This window comes from Clostridium sp. AF02-29, from assembly GCF_934835585.1.
GTDB classification, from domain to species: domain Bacteria; phylum Bacillota; class Clostridia; order Lachnospirales; family Lachnospiraceae; genus Otoolea; species Otoolea fessa.
In genome coordinates, this window is sequence record NZ_CAKVZK010000015.1 from 21971 (window position 1) to 44931 (window position 22961).

The 22961-nt window shown below is 49.3% G+C and carries 12 protein-coding genes; all 12 read right to left on the minus strand.

Annotation, left to right across the window (positions count from 1 at the left end):
* Positions 1 to 35: 35 nt before the first annotated feature.
* Complete coding sequence (locus PUQ60_RS05575) at positions 36 to 1853, minus strand: glycerophosphodiester phosphodiesterase family protein (RefSeq protein WP_273380769.1); 1818 nt, start codon at positions 1851 to 1853, stop codon at positions 36 to 38.
* A gap of 12 nt (positions 1854 to 1865) precedes the next feature.
* On the minus strand, positions 1866 to 2645 hold the full coding sequence (locus tag PUQ60_RS05580) for a GTP pyrophosphokinase family protein (protein ID WP_022359967.1): 780 nt from the start codon (positions 2643 to 2645) through the stop codon (positions 1866 to 1868).
* A gap of 23 nt (positions 2646 to 2668) precedes the next feature.
* On the minus strand, positions 2669 to 3583 hold the full coding sequence (locus tag PUQ60_RS05585) for a S1 RNA-binding domain-containing protein (protein WP_273380771.1): 915 nt from the start codon (positions 3581 to 3583) through the stop codon (positions 2669 to 2671).
* Between the two features lie 403 nt (positions 3584 to 3986).
* On the minus strand, positions 3987 to 5339 hold the full coding sequence (gdhA, locus tag PUQ60_RS05590) for an NADP-specific glutamate dehydrogenase (RefSeq protein WP_118524395.1): 1353 nt from the start codon (positions 5337 to 5339) through the stop codon (positions 3987 to 3989).
* A gap of 435 nt (positions 5340 to 5774) precedes the next feature.
* Positions 5775 to 6962 (minus strand): sodium/glutamate symporter, encoded by a 1188-nt coding sequence (gene gltS, locus PUQ60_RS05595; protein WP_022359964.1) that lies wholly within the window; start codon positions 6960 to 6962, stop codon positions 5775 to 5777.
* A 155-nt stretch (positions 6963 to 7117) separates the two neighbouring features.
* Complete coding sequence (locus PUQ60_RS05600; protein WP_273400946.1) at positions 7118 to 7963, minus strand: DNA-binding domain-containing protein; 846 nt, start codon at positions 7961 to 7963, stop codon at positions 7118 to 7120.
* A complete protein-coding gene (locus tag PUQ60_RS05605; protein ID WP_118293841.1) occupies positions 7964 to 9244 on the minus strand; it encodes an ATP-binding protein in 1281 nt (426 codons plus the stop codon).
* Positions 9245 to 9552: 308 nt separating this feature from the next.
* On the minus strand, positions 9553 to 10701 hold the full coding sequence (locus tag PUQ60_RS05610) for an NAD(P)H-dependent oxidoreductase (protein ID WP_022359961.1): 1149 nt from the start codon (positions 10699 to 10701) through the stop codon (positions 9553 to 9555).
* A gap of 36 nt (positions 10702 to 10737) precedes the next feature.
* Entirely contained in the window at positions 10738 to 11994 is a 1257-nt protein-coding gene (locus PUQ60_RS05615; protein ID WP_273379968.1) for a lactate dehydrogenase, read from the minus strand.
* 277 nt (positions 11995 to 12271) lie between these two features.
* Positions 12272 to 17101, minus strand: a complete 4830-nt coding sequence (locus tag PUQ60_RS05620; RefSeq protein WP_273379969.1) for a cytidyltransferase-related domain protein — start codon at positions 17099 to 17101, stop codon at positions 12272 to 12274.
* Positions 17102 to 17360: 259 nt separating this feature from the next.
* Positions 17361 to 17870, minus strand: coding sequence for a heme-binding protein (locus tag PUQ60_RS05625; RefSeq protein WP_118469480.1), 510 nt, complete (start codon positions 17868 to 17870; stop codon positions 17361 to 17363).
* Between the two features lie 322 nt (positions 17871 to 18192).
* On the minus strand, positions 18193 to 22923 hold the full coding sequence (locus PUQ60_RS05630) for a YDG domain-containing protein (RefSeq protein WP_273379973.1): 4731 nt from the start codon (positions 22921 to 22923) through the stop codon (positions 18193 to 18195).
* Positions 22924 to 22961: the final 38 nt, after the last annotated feature.

A 22961-nucleotide genomic window follows, 5' to 3' on the forward strand; every position in this document is an offset into this window, starting at 1 on the left:
TTTCTCCTGATTTTTATTTTTCCTGTAATCTTTCTTTACCGCAGCAGCGCCCTCAGCCGCGCCAGCAGATTCTCCGCATTTTCCTCGCCCAGAATGACCTCCCGCGCCAGGATCGGCCGGTCGGTGATGATGTTATCGACGCCGATCATCTTCATTCGCTCCAGTTCACTCTTTTTATTGACCGTCCAGACATGAACCTCCTTACCACAGGCATGGACGCGCTCGACCAGCTTCCGGTTCGCTGAACTGGAGAGCAGGCTGATAAAATCGATCGCATCATCCTCGTAATAGCTTCCATATGCTGCCGACAGGATATAGCCCGTATAAATATCCGAATCCGCCGCCTTCACCCGCTTTAAATAAGAAAGACTCGTCGATGTCACGACGCACTGTTCCACGAAATCATTCTCCCGGATACAGTCCACGACCTTTTCCGGCAGATCGCTCGAAGCGCCGGCATATTTGATCTCGATATTCAGCATCATCCGTCCCCTGACATATTCGATAACGTCCTCCAGCTTCGGAATCCGTGTCCCGCTGTACTGCTCCGAATACCAGCCACCGGCATCTACCTGCTGCAGCTCGTCCCAGGAAAGCGATCGGATCGTCCGCCGCGTCCCGTCGATCCGCTCCAGAGTGCTGTCATGGAACAATACCAGCGCACCATCCCGCGTCTCCTGCACATCCAGCTCTGCAAAATCCGCCATCTGATCGACCGCTGCCTCCATCGCAGGCATCGTGTTCTCCGGTGCGCTCGTCGATGCGCCCCGATGCGCTGTGAGCTGCACTTCCCTCAGCTGATCCGCCGCCAGCACATTGCCCCGGTAAAAAGCGTCGTACATTGCTCCGGCGCTCAATGCCGTCAGAAGTGCCAGCGCCGCCATCCGGTTGCGGCGGCTCATCCACGGAAGACCCGCAGGTTCGCCAGCTTCAAACTTCCAGCGCTCTTTGTTCTGACGTTTCCGGTCCAGCTGCACATATAACACCGTCAATGCGCCATAATTGACCGACATCAGCGCGATGCTCATGAGCGGCATCAGAACCATCTCGATCCGGTCGCGCGCCTCTAAAACCAGGATCAATTCCAGACGCCGGTCCGCAAACCAGACAGCAAACACCGCCACAATCACAACCGCAATCAGATAGAGCACCACCGTCACCGCCGTAACTGCCAGATTGCACAAAACAAGCGTCCCAACTACCTGTACCCGATTACCGCGCAGCAGCTCCCTGCTTCGCAGAAATCCGCCCCGAAACGACCGCTGCTCCAGCATACAGCCAAAACAGATAAAAATCGTCGGAAGTGAAATCACAACCGCGCCAACAATCACGCCAACCAGTAAAAGCCGCCCCCAGTTCTCCGCCAGAAGCGCCGGAAGGATAAATTTGACCGCCTTCACATGGCATAACATCCGGTAAATCAAAAATGAATGAAGCACCAGGCCGTGAACCGCCAGCACCAGAAACAACCGCAGATTCCGCTTTCGGATCTCTGATACCGTCAGACGGATGCCTGCCGCAAACATCGAAAAAGCGCTCATTTTCCGCGAGAGTGCCGCCGCCTGATATGCCGCCAGAAGTCCCGCCGCCTCGATGGAAACTCCCACCAGCAGGATCGCTGCCATCAAAACCAGAATCGCGATCGTAACCGGCCGCAGCAGGTAGGAAACCAGATTGCTGACCGTCACATAACTGTAGCCGGACGCGCGCACCGACAGCCGGAACAGTGCCGCCACTGCCTGCAAAAGAAGCGGCAGCGTGAGCAAACGGAAAGCCAGCTCAAACAGCAGAATATTCCCCCCATTTACCTGAACAATCTGCTTTGTCTCACCCATCCGCCTGCGTATCTTCATTTTCTTCGTCTCTTACTCTCCGGCTTCTTTCCGGTTCCCGGACGCAGCTTCCCCGCTCCGTTTCCCGTCTTTCGGCTCCTGCTCGTTCCCCGCGGGCACATCCTCCCGCTCTGCTTTCTTCATTTCCTCCGCCACTTTCGCAGCTTCCTTCTCCTTCGCCTGTTCCTCCGCGATCTTCGTGATCGCCTGATTCAGGGAAAACATCTTATTATCCAGCATATCCGCCATATCCGCGCAGGCTTTTAGTTCCTGCTCCAGATAATCCGGCGCATTTCCTTCAAATTTATAATAAATCTTGTGTTCCAGACTTGCCCAGAAATCCATCGCTATCGTCCGTATCTGGATCTCCACCTTCGTATCCACCGGACCATCGCTTAGATAAATCGGGATCGTCACAACCATATGGTAACTCTTGTAGCCGTTCGGCTTCGGATTCTTGATATAATCCTTCACCACCAGCACCGTCACATCCGACTGACGCGCGATCATCTCCGCGATCCGGTAAATATCCGGGCTGAACGAGCAGATAATACGGATGCCCGCAATATCGCTCAGATGCTCAATCATGTTCGGGATCGTCACCTCATATCCACCGCGTTTAAGCTTCTTGACGATACTCTCCGGTGTTTTCAGGCGCGATTTGATGTGCTCGATCGGATTGTAATTATATAAATGAATAAACTCGTTATTTAGAATTTCAATTTTCGTGTTAATCGCTTTCAGGGCAGAATTGTACAGAAACATGACTGTCGTCCACTGGTCAAGCTGATTATACGTCTCAGGGATATTCAATTTTCCCTCTCCTTTACTGCTATTTAGTCAAATTTAAAGCCCTTTAACAGCTCGGCAAATCCGGTTGTCGCCTCGCCTGACTCATGATAATTAAATACTTCCTCTTCCGGCGCTTCGTCCGGCTCTACCTCTTTCATGCTGAGGCTTAGTTTGCCATTTGCGGTAGACAGGATTTTCACCGTCACTTTCTGTCCCACCTTTACGACTGCACCCGGATTCTCCACGCGCTTTTTGCTCATCTGGGAAACGTGTACCAGTCCGCTTAAGCCATTTTCCAGCAGGACAAACGCGCCGTATGGCTTGATTGTCTCGACCGTTCCTTCCATGATCGCGCCGGTCTCACAGCGCGCAATCCGGCTCTTCTTCTCCGCATCCTGTTTTTCTCTCGCCAACTCTCTGCCGGACAGGACGAGACGTTTCTTCTCCTCATCCGCCTCAATCACCAGCACCGGAATCTTCTTTCCATTCCAGCTGTCCAGATCCTCGACATACGCTGCATCCAGTCTCGACGCCGGTATAAAGCCGCGCACGCCTTCCACCATCGCAACCGCACCGCCGTTTACGACCTCGGAAATAGTAACCTCAAGCGGTGTGCGCTCATCGAGCAGCTGACGGAAATGTTCCCACGTCATCCTGTCATTCGCCTCCTTGCAGGATAAAACGACATTGCCCTCGCCGTCGTCGGTCTGAATTACCGTTGCCGTGAGCAGGTCGCCCGGCTGAATCTCTTCCTTCATATTAAAATCCGGATCATTGCTCAGATTCTCACGGTCAATCACGCCCTGAGCAAAATATTTCAAATCCACCAGCACCTGGTCGTCTGTCACTGCAACAACCGTGCCGGTCACAATATCGCCCTCATGCAGGCGTTTGAAAGACGCCTCCAGCTCCTCGGCATAGTCCTCCATTGTCTCTACCAACTCTTTATTCTCATCCATCCTGGTATTTCTCCTTTCCGTTCCTTCTACACTCTTTTGGGTGGCAAAACTCTATTGACTATTTAACCATATTCCACCCGATATTTCCAGAGTGAATTTGTGAAAATTATCTTAAAATCGATTTGCTACCGCCGATTCACACCCTCTGGCAGACAAACACCCTTTACCATTATTATTTTATGTATGGGATGGAAACAGTTATTCCTTGAAATGAAAAAGGATGTGCCTTGGCACATTCTCGCGGAACGGTTTTTATTTCATAGGACGCAATTTCCTATGAAAAAAAACCGCTGATCCGGACTTCCTGTCACCAGGTTGTCCGAATCAGCAGTTCTTTTATGTAACTGCGTTATGCAATTATATTACTTATACATTCACTCCATATGGTATGGGGAACTACTGACTACCAGCAGATACCCTGAGCCATCATAGCGTCAGCAACTTTCTGGAAACCAACGATGTTAGCACCAGCTACCAGGTTGTAGCCTAAGCCGTATTTCTCAGCTGCTGCTGCGGAACCATCATGGATACCAGTCATGATCTGATGCAGTTTGGAATCAACTTCCTCTGCTGTCCAGCTGTATCTCTCGCTGTTCTGGCTCATCTCAAGACCAGATACAAGAACGCCACCTGCGTTAACAGCCTTGGACGGAGCTACTACCATGTTCTTCTGCTCCATTAAGAACTTAAGAGCTTCGTTGGTAGTTGGCATGTTAGCAACCTCGATGTAGTACTTAAGGCCGTTAGCAACCATCTTCTTAGCCTCTTCCATACGAACGTCGTTCTGAGTAGCAGCCGGCATAACGATGTCAGCCTTAACGCCGAACGGTTTCTCACCTGGGAAGAACTGTACGCCGAACTTGTCTGCGTAATCCTGAACTTTGTTACGTCCAGATGCTCTCATCTCCAGCATGTAGTTGATCTTCTCTTCAGTTACAACACCTTCCGGATCATAGATATATCCGTCCGGACCAGACAGGGTAACAGCCTTAGCACCCAGCTCAGCCAGTTTCTTGCAGATACCCCAAGCAACGTTACCGAAACCAGATACAACAACGCTCTTGCCTTTGATGTCATCGTTCTCATGTTTCATAACTGCTTCTACATAGTAAACAGCGCCGTAACCAGTTGCTTCCGGACGTACCAGAGAACCACCGAAGGACATTCCCTTACCAGTGATAGTACCGTTCTCGAATGCACCACGGATCTTTCTGTACTGACCATACAGGTAACCGATCTCACGAGCACCTACACCAAGGTCACCAGCCGGGATATCTACGTCCGGTCCGATGTGACGATATAACTCAGTCATGAAGGACTGGCAGAATCTCATAACCTCTGCATCGCTCTTGCCGTTCGGATCGAAGTCAGAACCACCCTTAGCACCGCCCATCGGCAGGGTTGTTAAGCTGTTTTTGAAAGTCTGCTCGAAGCCTAAGAATTTCATGATAGACAGGTTTACAGAAGGAGCGAAACGTAAGCCTCCTTTGTACGGTCCAATAGCGCCGTTGAACTGTACACGATAGCCACGGTTTACATGAACAGCACCGTTGTCATCAACCCACGGTACACGGAACTCGATAGTTCTCTCCGGCTCAACCATTCTCTCAAGAAGAGCAACCTTCTCGTACTCCGGATGTGCATCTACAACCGGACCCAGAGTGGATAATACTTCCTCTGCTGTCTGAAGGAATTCGGCTTCATGTGCGTTTTTCTCTTTGAGTTCTGCAAGAACTCTGTCAACATACTTGCTCATTGGATAATACCTCCTGATATGTATATAAGTTTGAATAGTTCACTGAACTATGGTTACCACAAATACTTGACGATGGTTTCATCAATCTTGTACATAATTCCCTCTGGTTCCAAATTGTTTTTGTGAACTTTTCTGTTTCTATAATGTATTATATATCATTTCTTCGTCAGAATCAAATAAAAATAGTGTTATAGATGTTATTATTATTTGCTTATGGAGTTATATTGTTCCTGATTATAACTCGGGGATGGACAATGAATGTGCCTTGGCACATTCTCGCGCCTCAAGCGGTCGCTTGCGACATATTTCTGCTTCGTGTGAGTGCGCATCATTAGCACGTTAGCGCCTTTTTGTGTAATAGGAAATTCCTTGGAATTCCCTATTACACAAAAAAAGAGGCCTGCCGAAAAGCAGACCTCTTGAAATTCGCATCTATTAGCCCAGGAAGCTGATGAATCCTGTCAGGATAGTTGCGTTTACAAAGTCGATGAATAAGGAACCTACCAGCGGAACAACCATGAATGCAGTCGGAGCCGGACCATATACGCCGGTGATTGCCTGCATGTTTGCCATAGCGTTCGGGGTAGCACCCATACCGAATCCACAGAAACCACTGGTCATAACAGCAGCATCGTAGGATTTGCCAAGTACGTTGAATACAACGAAGTTTGCATAGAAGAACATAAGTACTGTCTGTGCAAGAAGCATAACTACCATCGGTACAGCCAGCTCAGCTAACTGCCACAGCTTCATATCGATCATAGCCAGACCCAGGAATACGGAAAGGGAAGCACCGCCCAGTGTGCTGATCTCTTCCATCGGGATCTCTTTGTTCTGAACATCCATGATGTTACGGATGATAGCACCAACTAACATTGCGCCGATGTAGAACGGGAATGTCATAAACTTGCCAAGGAACATGGATACGATAGTACCAGCACCGATAGCAACGATTAAGTACAGAAGACCGTCAAGGATTCTAGCGGAATCGATTGCACCAGTCTCATCTGTCTCTACAGTCTCAGTCTTAGTAGCTGCCTCAGTAACTGCGGACAGTTTGTACTTACGGATCTTAGCAGTTGCGATAGGACCACCGATTACACAGCCTGCAACCAGACCATAAGTAGCGGAAGCGATAGCTACAACGCTCGCATTTGCTACGCCTAATTCCTCAAGTAACGGTCCGAAGGAACCAGCAGTACCGTGACCACCTACCATCGGGATGGAACCGGTTGCCAGACCCAGACGAGGATCCAGACCAAATACGCTTGCCAGACCAGCACCCAGGACGTTCTGAAGAATTACCATAACAGCTGACAGAGCCAGGAATACAACTGTCTGAACGCCGCCCTTCTTCAGCATACGGAAGGATGCTGTGAAACCTACGCTACAGAAGAAAGCTACCATGAATACGTTTTTAAGTGTCATGTCGCAGGAAATTTCCAGAATGCCCATGCCTCTTACGATGGTATGAACGATTGCATAAAGGAAACCACCAACTACAGGTGCCGGAATACAATACCGACGAAGAATAGAAATTTTAGCTACCAGAACACGTCCCAGTAACAGTACAAGTGCCGCAACTGCGGTTGCCTGATACATATCAAGCTCGATTGTCTTCATACAACTACCTCCAACCTATTTTTTTTTCTTGCTCGCAGGTGTATAATACTGTAGCCCCGACAAAAAACTACAAGATCCATCATAAAAACATAAAATTTTTATAACATTTTTTTAACTTATGATAAATAAATTGGAAAGTTTTGTAAATCTACCCGTTATACCTCACGATCTACCGCCAGCATCAGGCTGTCGATGAACTTTTTGATGCTGACTTTGCCGCCGTAACGGCGTTTACCGCGGATGTGATCCATCTCTGCCCGGATTTCCTCGAATGGGAACAGGGTGCTGGAGTATGCAGTAAAGGTTTCATTCATAAAATCCTCAATACCCAAATGTGCCAGGTTCGACATGCCGACCGCGATCGCACGGCGGACACGCTGCTCCATGTTCTTCGGCGCATCGCTCAAAAGCTCGCAGAGCTGACCGATGCTGACCTGGGAGATCGGGCGTCCGTTGTTGTGCAGATACTCGCAGATCCGAAGGATATCGTCGCCGCCCTTCTCGCCGGACATGCCGAGACGGTTTAAAATGTAAAGCACCTTTCTGCCGTAACCTTCATCTTTTTTCTTCTCCTTCGGCATATCCGCGATCTCTGCCATGAACATTTTCTTAATATTCGTCAGGGTTTTCTCATTCTTGATCTGCTCATCCACATTACGGATGACCGATTTTACCTCAATGATATTGATTGGCTTGCTGATGAAGAACTCAATGCCCGCATCGTATGCCTTTCCGATCAATTCTTTTGCCGCCACCTGGGAAATCATGATGCATTTTGCCTTGCAGCCTCTTTCCCGCAGTTCGCGCATGACCTGAACACCGTCCTTTTCCGGCATCAGGAAATCAATCAGAACCATATCCGGATTCTTTGCCAGGATATCATCCACATCCGCCGGCTGTCCCTCTGAAGTTCCGCAGATAATTCCCAGATCATTATCTTCAATAATATCCTGCAGGACGCTGATCACTGACATATCATCTTCAACAATATAAATCTCCATTTACTCTATTTCCTCCAATTTCGCTATTGGTATCTCAATATGGAATTTCGTTCCTCTTCCCTCTTCCGAATCCACTGAAATACTACCTTCAAACTGCTCCTCTACCGCGTTTTTCACACCGCAGAGCCCGACGCCTCTATATATATTGCCGGTTTTTTCATCAAACTTCGTTGAATATCCCATATTGAAAATCCGTGGGAGATGTTTTTCTGAAATTCCCGGTCCGTCGTCCGCTACTTCAAACACATAATTGCCATCTTTTTTGTACTCCCGAATCCAGATCATCCCGCTTTTTTTCGTCGATTCGATCGCTTCCACCGCATTTCCTACCAAATTTTTGAGAATCGTCATAAGCTGGTAGTGTTCCTGCGTCATAAAATTATCCCGGCAGTCAAACATCAGACGGATATCCAGCTTTTTCTCCGCCATGGTCCGGTAGGTGGATGATTCCAGAATCCGCAGAAGATCCTGCAGGCTCATCGTTTCCTCGTTCGACTCTTCCTCGATCGCCTCCTCAATGCCCTGAATGATGCGGATGTAATCTTTCTTGATCTCATGGACATCCCGCGCTATCTCAAGTCCCATCTGCTGCATTTCCCGTGGAAGATCCTTTTCCAGAATCTGCTCATAGAGCTTGTATGCATTGCTCATGACGCGCTCGATCTCCTCGGTGTTCTTATGCATCAGGTAAATCTCAGTCTTGAGTCCCGTCGTCATAAGAAATAACCGCTGATAACGGCTCTCATGATCCGCTTTCGTAAGAAGTAGCCGGTACTGCTGTTCTCCGATCAGTGCCAGTGCCACAAAAAGCGTGCGGACTGCAGCGATCATAAAAAGCTTTTGAATCATATCCGGTCCCGGCATCGCATTGTTTTTCAGAAGCGCCGCCAGAAAATTTTCGAATATATTCGAGCATAAGTCACAGAAAAATGCCGCCGCAATCACATTTTCCAGATTCGCGATATGTTTATTCCGGATCTGCAGCTTGAACATCATGCCGTACACGATATAAAAGAATGCTCCGGGCATCGCAAGCTGTACCAGCATCTCGGATGGCATTCCCTGCAGATAATATATCACAATTCGGAATAAAAAAACAATGATCGACGTCACCGTACAGATCGTCATCGTGTGAATCTGACTTCCGACTGTCATAATCAGCACCGGAAGCAGGATAACCGACGCTGACACACGGAAATTGTTGACAAATACGTTCCAATAAAGCTGCGAAGTTATCGCTATGATAAAGCCTATCGCTAATGTTCGTCTCCAGGATTTCATTTCTGCCTTTCTCCCTCTTTAAATAGTACAATTTCACATAGCTTTTAGCCTGAGTAAAACAGTTTTTGCATATTTATATAGTATACTTAGTTTCATGAAATCTGTAAAGAATTTTATAGCAGATGTGAAACTCTCGTTACTGTTCACACACGTGTGCCCAGCAACGGGATTTTGCCGATGCTACGCATTCCAAATCGGCAAAATCTGCTGCCGGAACTGTATCGTACGGAATTTTCAGTTCAAAAAAGTTCCTACCTGTGAACAGTTACAAACTCTCCCAGTGACGCTGCCCTGCTTATAACCCCTCTTTACCTATATAATAGCGTCTCCCGGATTCTCTCCGCAAACGCATTCATCCGTTCCTCAATCCCCGGCAGCTGCATCGCTGCCCCGGCATTGTTTGCCGTCTCCATCATCGCAAACTGCCCCGGCAGATAGAAGGTTTTGTTCATATTTAACGCCGCGATAAGCTGTTCCGCCACGATATCGCTTCCGGAATAGCCCGACACAACCACCGCAAACAGCGCTTTGTCATAAAACCGCGTCGTCCGGAACAGCGAAGTCAGGCGGTTGATGAACGCAGTCAGGTTTGCCGACAGCGCATCGTTGTAGTTTGGACAGAGCATCACGATCGCATCCGCCTCGCGGACTGCCGGATAGACGTCCTCGACCATCACTCCACCGTAGAAGCAGCTTCCCTGCTCGCCAAAATGCAGGCACATCTTGTACGGGCATCCGGCGCAGTCGGAAAGCGTACCGTTTCGAAGCCCTATCTCCCGGATCTCCATCTCCGGGAGCTGTTCTTTCACCCGGTTCCAGATCGCGTAGGTGTTGGAGGTCTTGTGGCTTGACGCGTGCAATACCAATACTTTCGGACATTTTTTCCTGACGCAATCCGTCCCCAGTACTTCTTTGACCAGCCCCGCCGCGCTCTCGCGGTATGCCCCCATCAGATCGGTTCCAAGATTATTGGAAACGATCGTGTAATTGGAAAGTGTCCGCGTGCCCTCGACGAGCGGGCGTCCCACGAACGCGCAGCCCGCACAGTTAGCGGCAAATACCAGATCCTTCGCCGCCGATTTAGAATAGAGGTCATTTTCACTGTCCACCAAAAGTCCGCCAACAAAACCGTTCAGAAAATCCGGATGTTCCCGCAGGAAACGAATCAGGCGGTAAAGCTCCAGGTTGATGCCAGATGTGCCAAGCGGCACGGCAAACAGGATACGTCCCTGGACTGGATTTTTTCGATTCTGTGTCTTCTCCAGGCGCCTCCATCGGTTTACATAATCTTCAAAAGCACTGATTTCCGTCGCTGTCTCGTAGGCGTAGCCGTCCAGCGCATAGGATAACACCTCCGAAAGGCGCGCATCCGCGCCTTTTTCCTCCTCGCGCAGATGGACGAGGAGGAGAGGCATTTCTTCTATATAAATATCTCCTTCTGAATTTGAATGAATCATTTATGTTCGCTTCCTTCCTGCGATAAGACTCATCGATCACACAATCTTTTTCAGATTTTCCTCCGCCGTCACAATCCGCTCATACAGCGCATCCGGCAGTGGCAGGATTTCTGTTTCCAGACCGTATTCAGTATAACGGTTTTTCACGCCCATGAAGATGCCGCCCATGAATACGGAACCGCAGTGCCATTCGCCGCGCATCATCAGAATCAGGGAGATCGCGCCGGAGGAATATGCCGGTGCGATAAACGGCTTGAAACCGATCGCACGCATATGCAGGTTTGCCGTTACCGTCAGCTGGGTCAGTTCTTTTGAAAGCTCGTCGTTGTAATTCTCAATGGAATCTGCGATGACGAGATCCTGTCCATGCGGTCCGAAGGAACGCCCCTCAGTCAAAAACTGTGAAAACCGCCCGTCGCGCTTCGCATAATAAGCCGCGCGCGCATTCATAACACCGAGTCCGAAGCCCTGTACCTGTTCCGGGCGGAGTCCCTTTAAATCAAGGATGCCGTTTTCGTCCTTGTTGCTCTCCAGCCATGCCGTCTTTGCCAGCGGGTCAACCGGATCGGAGACAACGGCAAATAAGCCCTTGAAATGCTCGGCTCTCGCCTGTCTTGCATACTGCGCAACGATCTTGGAGTTATTTTCAAACTGGTACATCCGCACATCCTTGACGCCAGAACCAACCGGCGGGATTCCCTTAGAAGCGACAAATACAAATACATCGCACTTGAAGAGGTCTTCCGGTTTTACCACATCGACCTCCGGCAGCGTGTCATACGACCACGGGTAGGCAATCTGGTTTTCCTCAAATTCCCAGCGTGCGGTCACTTTATCGGAAATATCACAGATGCCGATCGAACTGATGCAGTCGCCGCCCAGAAGATGAAGCCCGGTCAACAGCGTACTTCCGACATCGCCGATCGCCAGAACATGGACTCTTTTCTTCGTTTTCTGCGGTTTTTCTGCCAAAATAGTCTCAAAATCCGGATGCAGGCGGTTGACTGCGCGCATCACGTCCTGAGTGATCGCGGCTTCGACTGCCTCGTCAAGCTCACAATTTTTCTTTGCCGCCTGCGCTTCCAGCTTCCGGCTGCTCAGCCAGGAAACATTCTCTGCCTTCTGGAATAAAAGCAGCGGCGAGTTTACCTTAAAAGAATCTCTTCCGGTTCCCGGCTCGCGCTCGAATAAGAAGGTGAGCGGCGTGCCCGGGTGCGGCATTTCTGCCTTTTCGTATGATAAATTTCCATTGAAGGAACAGCAGATTTTATCTCCAATTTTATAATAGTACATATTGCATACCCCCTGATCTTTTTTTGATATCTTATGTGATATGGTTGGGGTCAAAAGACATTTTGACCCCTCTGATACCAGATTGCTCCGCACTATATGCTCCCGCAATCTTCAAAAACATTCGTAATTCGCTCATTTTTCTTTGAAAAATGGCTACTTACTCATGTTTTTGGCGGGTCCCAAGGTCAAAAATTCTCCTGCAAGCAAGCTTGCGTCGAACTTCTGACCTTTTGACCCTGGTATCATGATATTATTTTGTGTTATTTGACATAATTTCTCACTTCCGCGTCCGATACAGCATCTCCAAATCATTTTCCAGATACACCGACGCTGCCAGATTCGGATCGTAGCTGACACACTCGCCTTTATCCGGGCAGAGCGGCAGGATGACCGCTTCAGACAGGCGGCTTAACGTCAGGTTTCTCGCAAACAGCGCCCGGTACTCGGATTCGAGCACCAGAAGGATGTTGCGCGCGTTGCGGATGCAGCACGCGGAGAACTCAAACGCGGCTTCCGGCGTACTTCCCTGTACCGGCGGTGCGGCATACGGCAGGATCATATTGATCGACGGCGTCAGTCCCGCCACCTTCACGGTATCGCGGCGCACCGTATCGCCTCCGATGAACGGGTACAGTGTGGACTCGACAAACCAGTTCCGCAGATTCGGAATATAATAAATACTGTCTACCGGCACGCCCTTCGTCGCCATCGTGTCGCGCCCGTAACCTGAAATCATACCTAACACCAATTTTTTGATTTCCACGCCCTCTTCGCGCAGCATCGGTTCCAATGCCTCGAAACGTCCGCCGTGATGCAGCAGATCATCGACCAGAATCACCGGGCGGTCAAAGGACTTGATAGCCTTGATCTGGCTTCGCAGCGGCGAATAGTACGGGAACGCTTCGATCGACTTCTCTTTCAGCTCCGGATCGTACACTTTATCTGTATGCAGCGTCTTCGTCACCGTATTCGGAATAACTTTTCCACGCAGGATCTTGCCGAACGGCACGCACATCGCCCCGCCGAGGCGTCTCGGCGTCACCGGGTCACGCGGCACACCATTTAACGCCGTGATCCGTTCCACCAGACGGTGGTAAATCACGCTCGCAGACATCGAAAGAACCAGCTGTCCCGGATAGAAGCGCGTCATCGCCATCTGCAATTCCCGATGCGCCTTGTAGATCGCATCCAGAACGCGCGGATTGCTGGAAAATGGTTCTTTTAACGTCGTTTCCAGATTCTGCACTAATACAAGCGGCGCATGCATATCGACCAGATAGAGCGGCGCGTCTTCCGGGGATTCCGGCGCCTTCACAAAGCCCTGGCGGACCACCGCCGACAGCACGCGTTCCGGGCAGTAGCCGTCTGCCGGGAAGAAAAGTGCATAGCCGCATTTATACTCAAAGGACCGTGCGATCGCCTCGGTTAAAAGCAGCTGTTCCGCGTCGTTGATCATCGGGTCGCGCTCGACATAGATACCCGAAATCAGAAGAATCTCACCGTAGGTATGGCGGCGCACCTGATCTGCCAGACTGACCTGTCCCAGAACGGCAAACAGCTCATCCGGCGCCAGATAACGAAGCCGTGCCACTCCGACGAGCCGGTTTTCCTGCACGGTATTCCTAAGAAGCAGCAGCCGGTCGCCCGACTCCTTCATCGAATTCAACAGGTTCTCGCGATCTTCTTCGTCCTGCAGAACAAAATTCGAAATTTCCGCCAGAAGCATTTCATCCGGCGTCTCCACCTCCTCATAGGAGATCGCACGCGCGCGGATATATGGTTTATATTCCGGCTCGCGCAGATACAGACCATTGTAATAGATGTATTCCTGCACAGACGGGTCGATCAGATTCGAAATATCGCGGTTCAAATCGACATTTTCACGGATTCTCGTCGAACTGATGTCCTCCAGATGCTCCGGAAGCTCCAGCTCCACAACCTTGCCGCTGATCTGATCCATCATCTGACGGTTGTATTTATTGTCCGCCTTGACATCACCCACGCGTCGGAACGCGATATGGTTCATCGAATGAATCGAATTTTTAACCGGTTTCTTCTTATAAGAAGAGGCATTGGCAATGACATCGCTGCCGACCACGATATACAGCTCTTTTCCGGAAAACACCTCTCTCAAGCGTTTCAGATCCGCCGGATTGGCAATATTGACCGGAATCTCATCCGGGAACAGGTTCACATGGAACTCATCCGCCACCGACATACTCACAATCTGACGGCGGATCAGATGCGGCTGCGCCTTTTTCGACCAGGAAAATTCATCGACCGCCAGAAACACCTCATAACCGCGGTCGCGGATCTCGCGGACAATCTCCTTGTGTGACAGCGTAAACGGGTCAAATGTGCCTGGGAAGAATGCCACCTGGTTCCGCTCTTTGATCTCTAAATTGCCCTCGGTCATATGGTACTGCGTGATGAACCGGTAAATATTGGAAAGGGACGCCGCACGATAAAATGCCGTCAGCTCATTTCCCTTATTTTCATTGAATAAGAACAGCATCTTGCGGAAGGACAGGGCGAACAGCTCTTTTTTCTCCCGACACTCCATCCAGGATGAGCCGAAGACGGTCTGCCCCAGCACCAGCATCGCCTCCTGGCGCACCGACTCGCGGTAATTCGCCAGACCGCTGAGCAGGATGCCAAGCAAGCGTCCGCGCCGTTCCTCGCATACCTCTTTTTCCTCCGCAAAGCGCTCTGGGTAGCACGAATACCGTTCCAGCAACACGCCGACCGTATCAAGCGCAACCGAGACTATCTGGTCGTTTGCATTTGCCATCATGCCATGCAGGTAGGAAACGATCTCCTCCAGCTGTTCCGGCGGCAGCCACAGCGCCGCCTGCCCCAGATACTGCGGAATATATTTGGAAAATTCGTACTCACCGACTTCCAGCCCCTTCATCAGCTCAACCACGATCTCATTTCTCTGATCCGGTGTCAGAAGCCCGATGATGCGAAGCAGGGCGGTTCCGGCATCATGGCGCACGATCACGTGCTCGCTGACTTTTACAAGGTTTGAGAGATGCGCTGCGATATGCAGCATATGTTCCTGTTTACCATGCGCGATCTGATCGACGAGCAGCTTGATATTGGCCGACTTGATAACCCACGGCGTCGCTGTTTTGAGGTTATCCAGGAAAATATCAGAGACAACGTCGCGGTCGTACAGAAGTTCCTGTTCTCTCGCCGTGTCCTCTCCGAGGTTACTCAACACGCGGTATTTGAGGAAGGTCATCGTGATATTGTCCTCAACCTGCGCCGCCCTCACGCACACGCCGATCTCGGCACAGCACGGATGATCCGGCTGGTACGCCGTCAGAAGCTTGAAGGCGCGCCATGATGCGATCCGCACATCCGGTTCCCCGCTCTGCGACTCAATCAGGGCAAATTTTGCGATTTTCCCCAGTTCCTCTTCACTCAGCTTATCAAACGGCATGAAATGCACCGTATCCAGCAAAGAAAATGCCTCGCCCGGATCCAGCTCATCCGCCCGGTCATACCAAACCAGAAATGCCCCCAGAAATTCCCGCAGATCGCCCGGCGTCGCATGATCAACCACCGATGCCAGCACATTTTTCAGGTGATAACGGATGCGCCGTTTCTGCTGCAGCATCAGCTTGTGATCCGGCCGGATGATCATTTCCAGATATTGCTTCCAGATCTCCATCACCCGCTCCTCGGCAATATCCGGCATCCCCGCCGGGCGCTCCTTGCGGTAACCGGCGTTGAACTGCGCGATCACGTGTCCGAGCAGCCTCGCCGCCTGCGCGCGGATGTCGCCCTCGCGGTGCATCAGAAGCTCATATAAAAAGCCCAGCGTCTGCTCTTTCTGCTTGTCGTTTGTATAGGTAAAATATTCACGGAAAATGTTTAAGTACGCGCGGACACTCTTCCAATCCTTCTCGCTGCGCGCCGCCTCGAGGAGATTGCCAAACTGGCGTTCCGCCCCCATCTGATGCATGACGCGGATATTATGCTCAATACCCATAAAAATGAGGGACTGCACCGTCTGCTCTGCGTTCCGAAGGGAAATATCCGGCAGCACCTCCGGCTTTTTCGGATGTCCATTCAAATCCACATCCACACCGAGAGACCGCATATAATCCTCAAAATCATGCAGTTTGGAATAAACAAAGCGGTAACGGTTTAATTTAACCTCGTCCACGTTGTCGAGTTTCGAGAGGATGACGTTGAACGCCTCATCCAGATTGGAAATGTAGGTAATCTCACGCCCGTCATCGCCGCGGCTCTGTTTTACACGGAAATCGGCATAGATCAGCACCAGGGATTCAACCGACAGGTTTTCCGGTTCCAGATCCCAGGTCGAATGGTTCGCCGCGATATGACCGATGTATTCCATCGAATGGTTGTTAAACCACTGGTTTGTATAATAGTAATGAAGATACGGAACCCGCTCATTCGGCTTGCAGCCGAATTTGCCGAGATCATGTCCCGCAGCCGCGCCCGAGGTCAGCGTCAGATCGATCGGAACTCCCGCCGCATAAAGCCCGCGTGCCACCGTCATCGCGACGTAATGCACGCCCGCGATGTGTTCCAGCGTCCGAAACGGCGTCACCTCCGCATTGAGGCGCATCATCTCATAGATGTATTCCTGTGCGAAAAACTTCTTGAAACGGCTGTATTCTGCCGCGCACTCAAAGCTTGAAGCTTCCTCATCACCCAAAAATGCAAAGTCCTCCATCGGTTTGTACGGAAGCACCGCCCGCTCGCGGTCAAACACGAACTGAAGCACTGCCAGATAGAACTCCGCACCGGCGGAAAAAGCGGCATTTTCCTTCTTAAACTCCGCATCCGGGTAGAGAATATGGCACACATACTGGTAGGTAAACTTCATCCAGCCCTCTTCCGGCTCATGCCCTAAAAGGCTTAACGGTTCCTCACAGATCTCGTAGACCGCCCGGCAGGAAATCCGCTTTTTGATCGGGAAAATATGGGCAAACTGCTCCTCCCAGTGATCCTTGTTCATGAGCATCATGACATTTTTCCGGCTCAGTCCCGACCGGTCTAAAAAGTCTTTTTCACAAAGGCGCTCGGTCAGTTCCGCAGCCGCCTGACGTACCTCTTTTTTACTCATCCACATCCCTCGCATTCTCTGGATCTCTCAGATGGTTCTTTGCTATGCAAAAACCATCTGAGTTATTGCAAATATTCTTTTCATATCAAATTTTATAATACTTGAATTATACCACCAGGTGGGGAAGTGCGCTATACAAAATAACGGATAATTCATCGCCATACGGCGCAGTAAAACCACAAAAGACGTCTGCAAAAATGCAGATAGCTCATCTATCTTCCATTTCTGCAAACGTCTTTGTTTTTACAAGTCAATCGTTTTATGGCTGCTCTTTCCGAATCTCCGGAATCTCAACTCCCAGCTGTTTCGCCATCGCATCCGCGATCACCTGATGATCGTCCCAGTGTTCCATGCCGGATACCATCACATAGGCAAAAGGACGGCTTCCATCTCTCATGAAAACCGGGATGCAGCCGCCGCACACGAAGAAGTTCTCCTCGCGCACTTTCCAGGATGCTTCCAGTTCTCCGGCTCTCGATGCCGTCAGTGCCCGCAGCGAACTCATCCCCGTGAGCCGCGATGCTGCCAGCTTGTTGGTCATCCACCAGTCTGCTTCCAGCGTCGCGCCCTCCATCTTGTAGGCAAAGACGGTCGTCTCGTCCTCCACGATGCGGACAGCGACCGAACCGTGATATTTTTTCTCCGTGACCTCTGCAATCAAAAGCCCCAGCTCAAGCGCCTGTTTCCGGGTAAATGTATCGTAGCAAAGTACGGATTCCTGCTGTTTCAGAATCTCATTCCATTGTTCTTCGGTGTAGAAATTCTTCATGTGTTCCCCTCCTGTGTCGGTTTGTTTTCCCCTTGTGAATCAGATTATGATCCCCCGGGGTTCATTATATCATACGTATTCTCACCCGTCCACTCACGAACCCGCGCTATCGCGCTCTACCGCCCTGCTTCGCATGGCTGTTCGTTCGTTAATGGCGCAAGAAAAGAATATGTCTGCTTCGCAGCCGCATTCTTTTCTCCTGCGCTCATTATATTTTTTCATGAATACAGCTGTAAACACATTGGAATTTCATTTTGACTCGGCTTCATAAGGGATTTAGATAGAAGCCGCAATCAGTCAAACTTCGACCTAAATGTTCTTTTTACTGTCTGTCTTTCCCATCCCACACACCATTTTCATCTACATAGTAGCCGTCCGGTGTCAGACGCCCGACATACAGGATGCCTTTTCTTCCGTCTGAGGTTGGGTGGAAATAGTACCATTTTCCATCAATCAGCACCCAGCCGGTCTGCATACCACGTTCTGGATCGAGGTAGAACCAGCCGCCGTAGTCTTCGTCGCGCAGCCAGCCGGTCTTGATATAACCGTTCTCGTCGAACGTCCACCAGTTTCCGTTGATCTGCTCCCACGCATACGCAATGCCGTTTGTGCCGCGCATCGCTGCCTTCGGGTAGCTGTTGTCTGCGAAACGGAGCCACCAGCCGTGTTCATCCTGCATCCAGTGGCTGTAGCCGTCGTTCGCGGTGCCGTTATTAGCGCCGGTCAGGATGCCCTTGTCACTGCTCACATTTCCTTTGACAGAATCGTTTCTTATTGTAGCAGACGTTGTGATGCTGCTGGAAGAATGTCCACCAGAAGAACCTCGACTGCTGCCATTATTGCTGCTCTCCTTTTTGAGCTCCGGCGTCATAAATTTAAGCTCGGTTGCCGGTCCCACATGGGACGTCTCTGTCTCTTTCATACGGATGAACGCCGAATACGCTGTGTTCGGCTGGCAGTCCGTCTTCTGGTTATTATCAGACCAGTTTACGCCATCGAAACTGTACTCAGCACCGTCAACCGCCTGAATCGTAGCTGTAAATGTCTGATTATCGCTGTTTGGGCTGACAGATACCTGGCTGGATACCGCATCCTGATGGATCTTCGGATCCAGGATCTCGAACGTACCGCTGGTGCTTCCGACATAGTTGCCGCTCTCTTTTGCCCGAATCAGGACATTCGCCGTTCCAATCGCCGTGTTATCTGTGTATGTAATTTCATACTCAGACGGATCCACGACCGTTCCATTCAGTTCTACCCAAACCATCTTTGCATCCGGTTCCACCGCACCGCCCCGGTATACATACGTTCCATAGACGGTCACTTTGGCATCTTTCAAATCAGGTCGGAGAATATTGTAGTAAGCCTTGTTCGTCCCTCCATAATTTCCCTGACCGCTGATCGTAATCTCATAATTTTCTCCCGGATAAATGGACTGTGGCATTGAAACCGTATAATCCGTATCCAGAATCAATTCCTCATTTCTGGAGTGGTCCATTACCTTTATGGTCGGATGCTTCTCTGTGACATCATACGGTAAATCTGTTTCGGACAGAAGTATTTCGATATCGTCACCTGCAATCGATTTCTCTGTGATTGTAAAATCTGCTTCCACCGCAGAACCATGCAAATTGTCTTTTCCCGACACGATCACCTTATAACTTCCAGCCTCTTTTGGGGTTATAAAGCCACTCTGCTGTTCGCGCCGATAGAGAACTTCATAATCTGTTTCTGGAAGTGTCACCCCATTTAATACTACGGATGCCACCGATGGCCGTTGCTCTTCTCCTGTATACACACTTGTTTCAGAACTAAGTGTAACACTGGCATTTTTTAAATCACCCGGCAAAATTGTAATATGTAAAGAACCTATTTTATCCTCGTAGTTTGCAAGACTCGCTTTATAATATACCTCATAGCCACCACTATTCGTAAATGCCGGCACTGATTCGGTAAACTCAGCAGACGGGGCAGGCGATAATCCATATGTAAATTGAACCGGGTCGCCACTATACGGTGCTTCCGCATGAGTTTCTACGACAGCCCTCTGCTCCGTTCCACTGTAATGCAATTCTCCCCTCTGCTTAACCCATACATTTTGTAACTGCGCTTTTTCAATCTTGCCATAAGCGGTTGCTGTCGTTTGATTCAGTGTATAATTTCCATTCTCATTTTCACCTGTAATCGTAATACCGCTTGCTGTTATCTTCTTATTGTCGCCAGCGTTTGGATCTTCATATGAAATGGAGACTGCCGATGCTTCTACGCCTTCTACTTGGGTGCTGCCGTCCATTAAAATGATTTTCACATCGCCATTCACATTTACCGAAGCATTATAAGTTTTCGTTAATGTACCGGTAATCGACGGGGTCAGGGCTTTTGCTTTGATTTCAAATGTGCTGCTGGTAACTGTACCTGTAAAGTTATTATCTTGTGAATCAACTGCCGTCAGAATCACTCTGTAAGTTCCAGCATTTATACACGCTGCACAAGAAATCCAGCTTTCATTTTCCTGCTTTTCATAACTCACCCTATAAGAATCAGATGGTATGGGTGTTCCATTTGAAATATTGGCAGTTACTGTCGGAACCTGGTTTTCGCCATTGTATGTAAACTCATTTTTGTTAAGCGTTACCTCTGCACCATTCAAATCAAATGGAGCAATTTGAACCGCTCCTGACACAAAGGTCTGAGTCTGGTAATTTTTACTTGAAATTTCAACCTGATAGGTTGCACCGGAATCTGCGCGGTCTTTTACATTCGGCAGCTTCTCAGTAAATTCCCCGACAACTCCATTCTTTACCTTCGCATATTTGATCGTCATATCAGCTGAAGGCGTTTTTCCATCTACTTCAACTTTTACTGCATCATGCTCAAAACCATCATAGGTGCCACTATACGGTTCGACAGAAACACCGGTCAATGTTCCTTTTTCAACCGTCAGAGTAACCTCCTGTGTCGCTTCTTTATAAAATCCAGTCGCCTCTGAGGTAACTTTTACTTTTATTGTCCCTACGGAATCTGCGATAAGTTTTCCGCTCTCTGTATCTATATGAGCAAAATTCGCACCATCAGATACCGTATAGCTTAAGGTTCCATGCTCGGATGGAAGGTCAAAATAGCTTTCCAAATCTACCTTCTGACCCACTTTAATTGTTTTAGAAACATTCTTCACTGTAATACTTAAATCTAGCTTTTTATCATCCTCAAGACTGCCATCTCCAGTCAAGGTGCCACCGGTTTTGGTAAATGTGCCCGGTCCGTTTAAGAAGCCATTTAATTTCAATTTACCTGCTTTCAACTCAACCTTGTTATTACCGCCAGCAGCACCCATATAAAAATCACCATTGACCGTTAGCGTGGAAGTTTCCCCATTAAGTTCTATGTTTCCTCCTTGCTGTACTATGTCCCCATTGTAAATTACGCTTCCACCCGTTATACACAAACTCGCCCCTCGTGCTTGATAAAAGGATTGAGTATTCCCCTCCGCAGTTACCTCACCTCCTGATATATTAATATTGCTCCAACCTGCAGTTAGTAAGCCACGCTCTTTCCCTTTAATCACAAGCGTTCCACTCTCTACTGTCAAACTTCCGCCATTACTGATTACCAGTCCTCCGTAGTTTGCGCCATTATCCTCAGTCGAACTTACCTCTATCTTTCCTGTTCCTTTCATTGTTAACGAAGAGTTTTTTTCAATTACTAACCCATCTTGTGTTCCATTTACTGTAAGATTTCCATCTCCCTCAAAAGTAGCACTCGCTAATTTTGATATATAAAATCCATGATGATATGAATATGAAGAGGAAGATATTCCACTTAATGTATTATTTGCTCCCTTTAATACAACCATCCACTTTCCTTCAAGAAGCTGTATTCCCTGTGCATGAATTCCCCTTAATGTTAATATAAAATTATCTTCGTCTACCTTTTCTATATCATATCCATTTCCCTGATATGTATTATTCTCTGAAAACTTAAAATTGTTGTTTATTTTACCATTTTCATCAAATATTGCTATCACAGCTCCAACAGCAAGCGGCATTATCTCTGGCTCCTCCAACACCACTTTCACCTGCAGCGCCTCGGCATCCGCATCCAGCTCATACCCCTCCGGCAGCTTCGCCTCAAACAAAAATTCGCCCTCGGTTGGATATTTTCCTTCTTCGTCTTCTTTATATTCAGCGCAGTTCCAGCCGGACAGCGCAATTTCTTTCTCCGCTGGTTCGTCATTTTCGTCATTTTCACGCACATTTGCCAGAATCTGTTCCGGCAACATGGAAACGATCTCTTCAAACGGGATCTGATCCTCTTCGGTCACAGCAAGCTGCAATTCTCCGTCAATCAGCGCTTCCTGCTCATCGATCCACTCCCATGACAGAATCTGCGGCAGTTTTTTCTCCGGAAGAACCGTCACCTCAATGCGCGGCAAAAAGCCGGTATTCAGTTCGTAGCGGCTGCTTTTCAGCTCCGCATCAAACACATAAACACCCGGTGTTTTTCCATCGTATGTATCTTTTTCACTGAACGTCTCATCCAGCACCCAGCGGACTTTGACATCTTTCCAGTTTTTGCCTGTTTTCGTCTCGTCTGCATCGGACGGGGATGCTTTCTGCTCGGTGTCATCCACCCCCCCTATTTCCGATTTTTCTGTAACACCTGCCTCAGACGGGGACGCTTTCCGAACTGTACCATCTGTTTCAGATAAAGAAAGCTTCTGAGACGTTTTTTCTGTTTCCGCTTCCTCGTCTTCGCTCCGAAGCTCCGACGGCGTAGCAATCTTTTCCGCACCATCTTCATCTTCTACACCGTCTTCTCCGTCTGGTGCATCTTCCGCCCAAATACGCATACTCAGCTTGTCCGGCAGCTCCAAATCTTTATATTTTGTCCCATACGGCACTTCCTGATGCAGCACACTCTCCGGCAGTGCCTTGACCTCCTCGATCTGATACACTTTGCTGCCTGCCAGGGCGCGTGGCTGCCATTCACACGTATTCCAAACCAATATCGATGCCAATGTGGCTGCCAGGATGCGTTTGTAAGTCTTTTTCATCGTCTTCCCCACCTTCCTCAACTATTCCAATCCCGTTT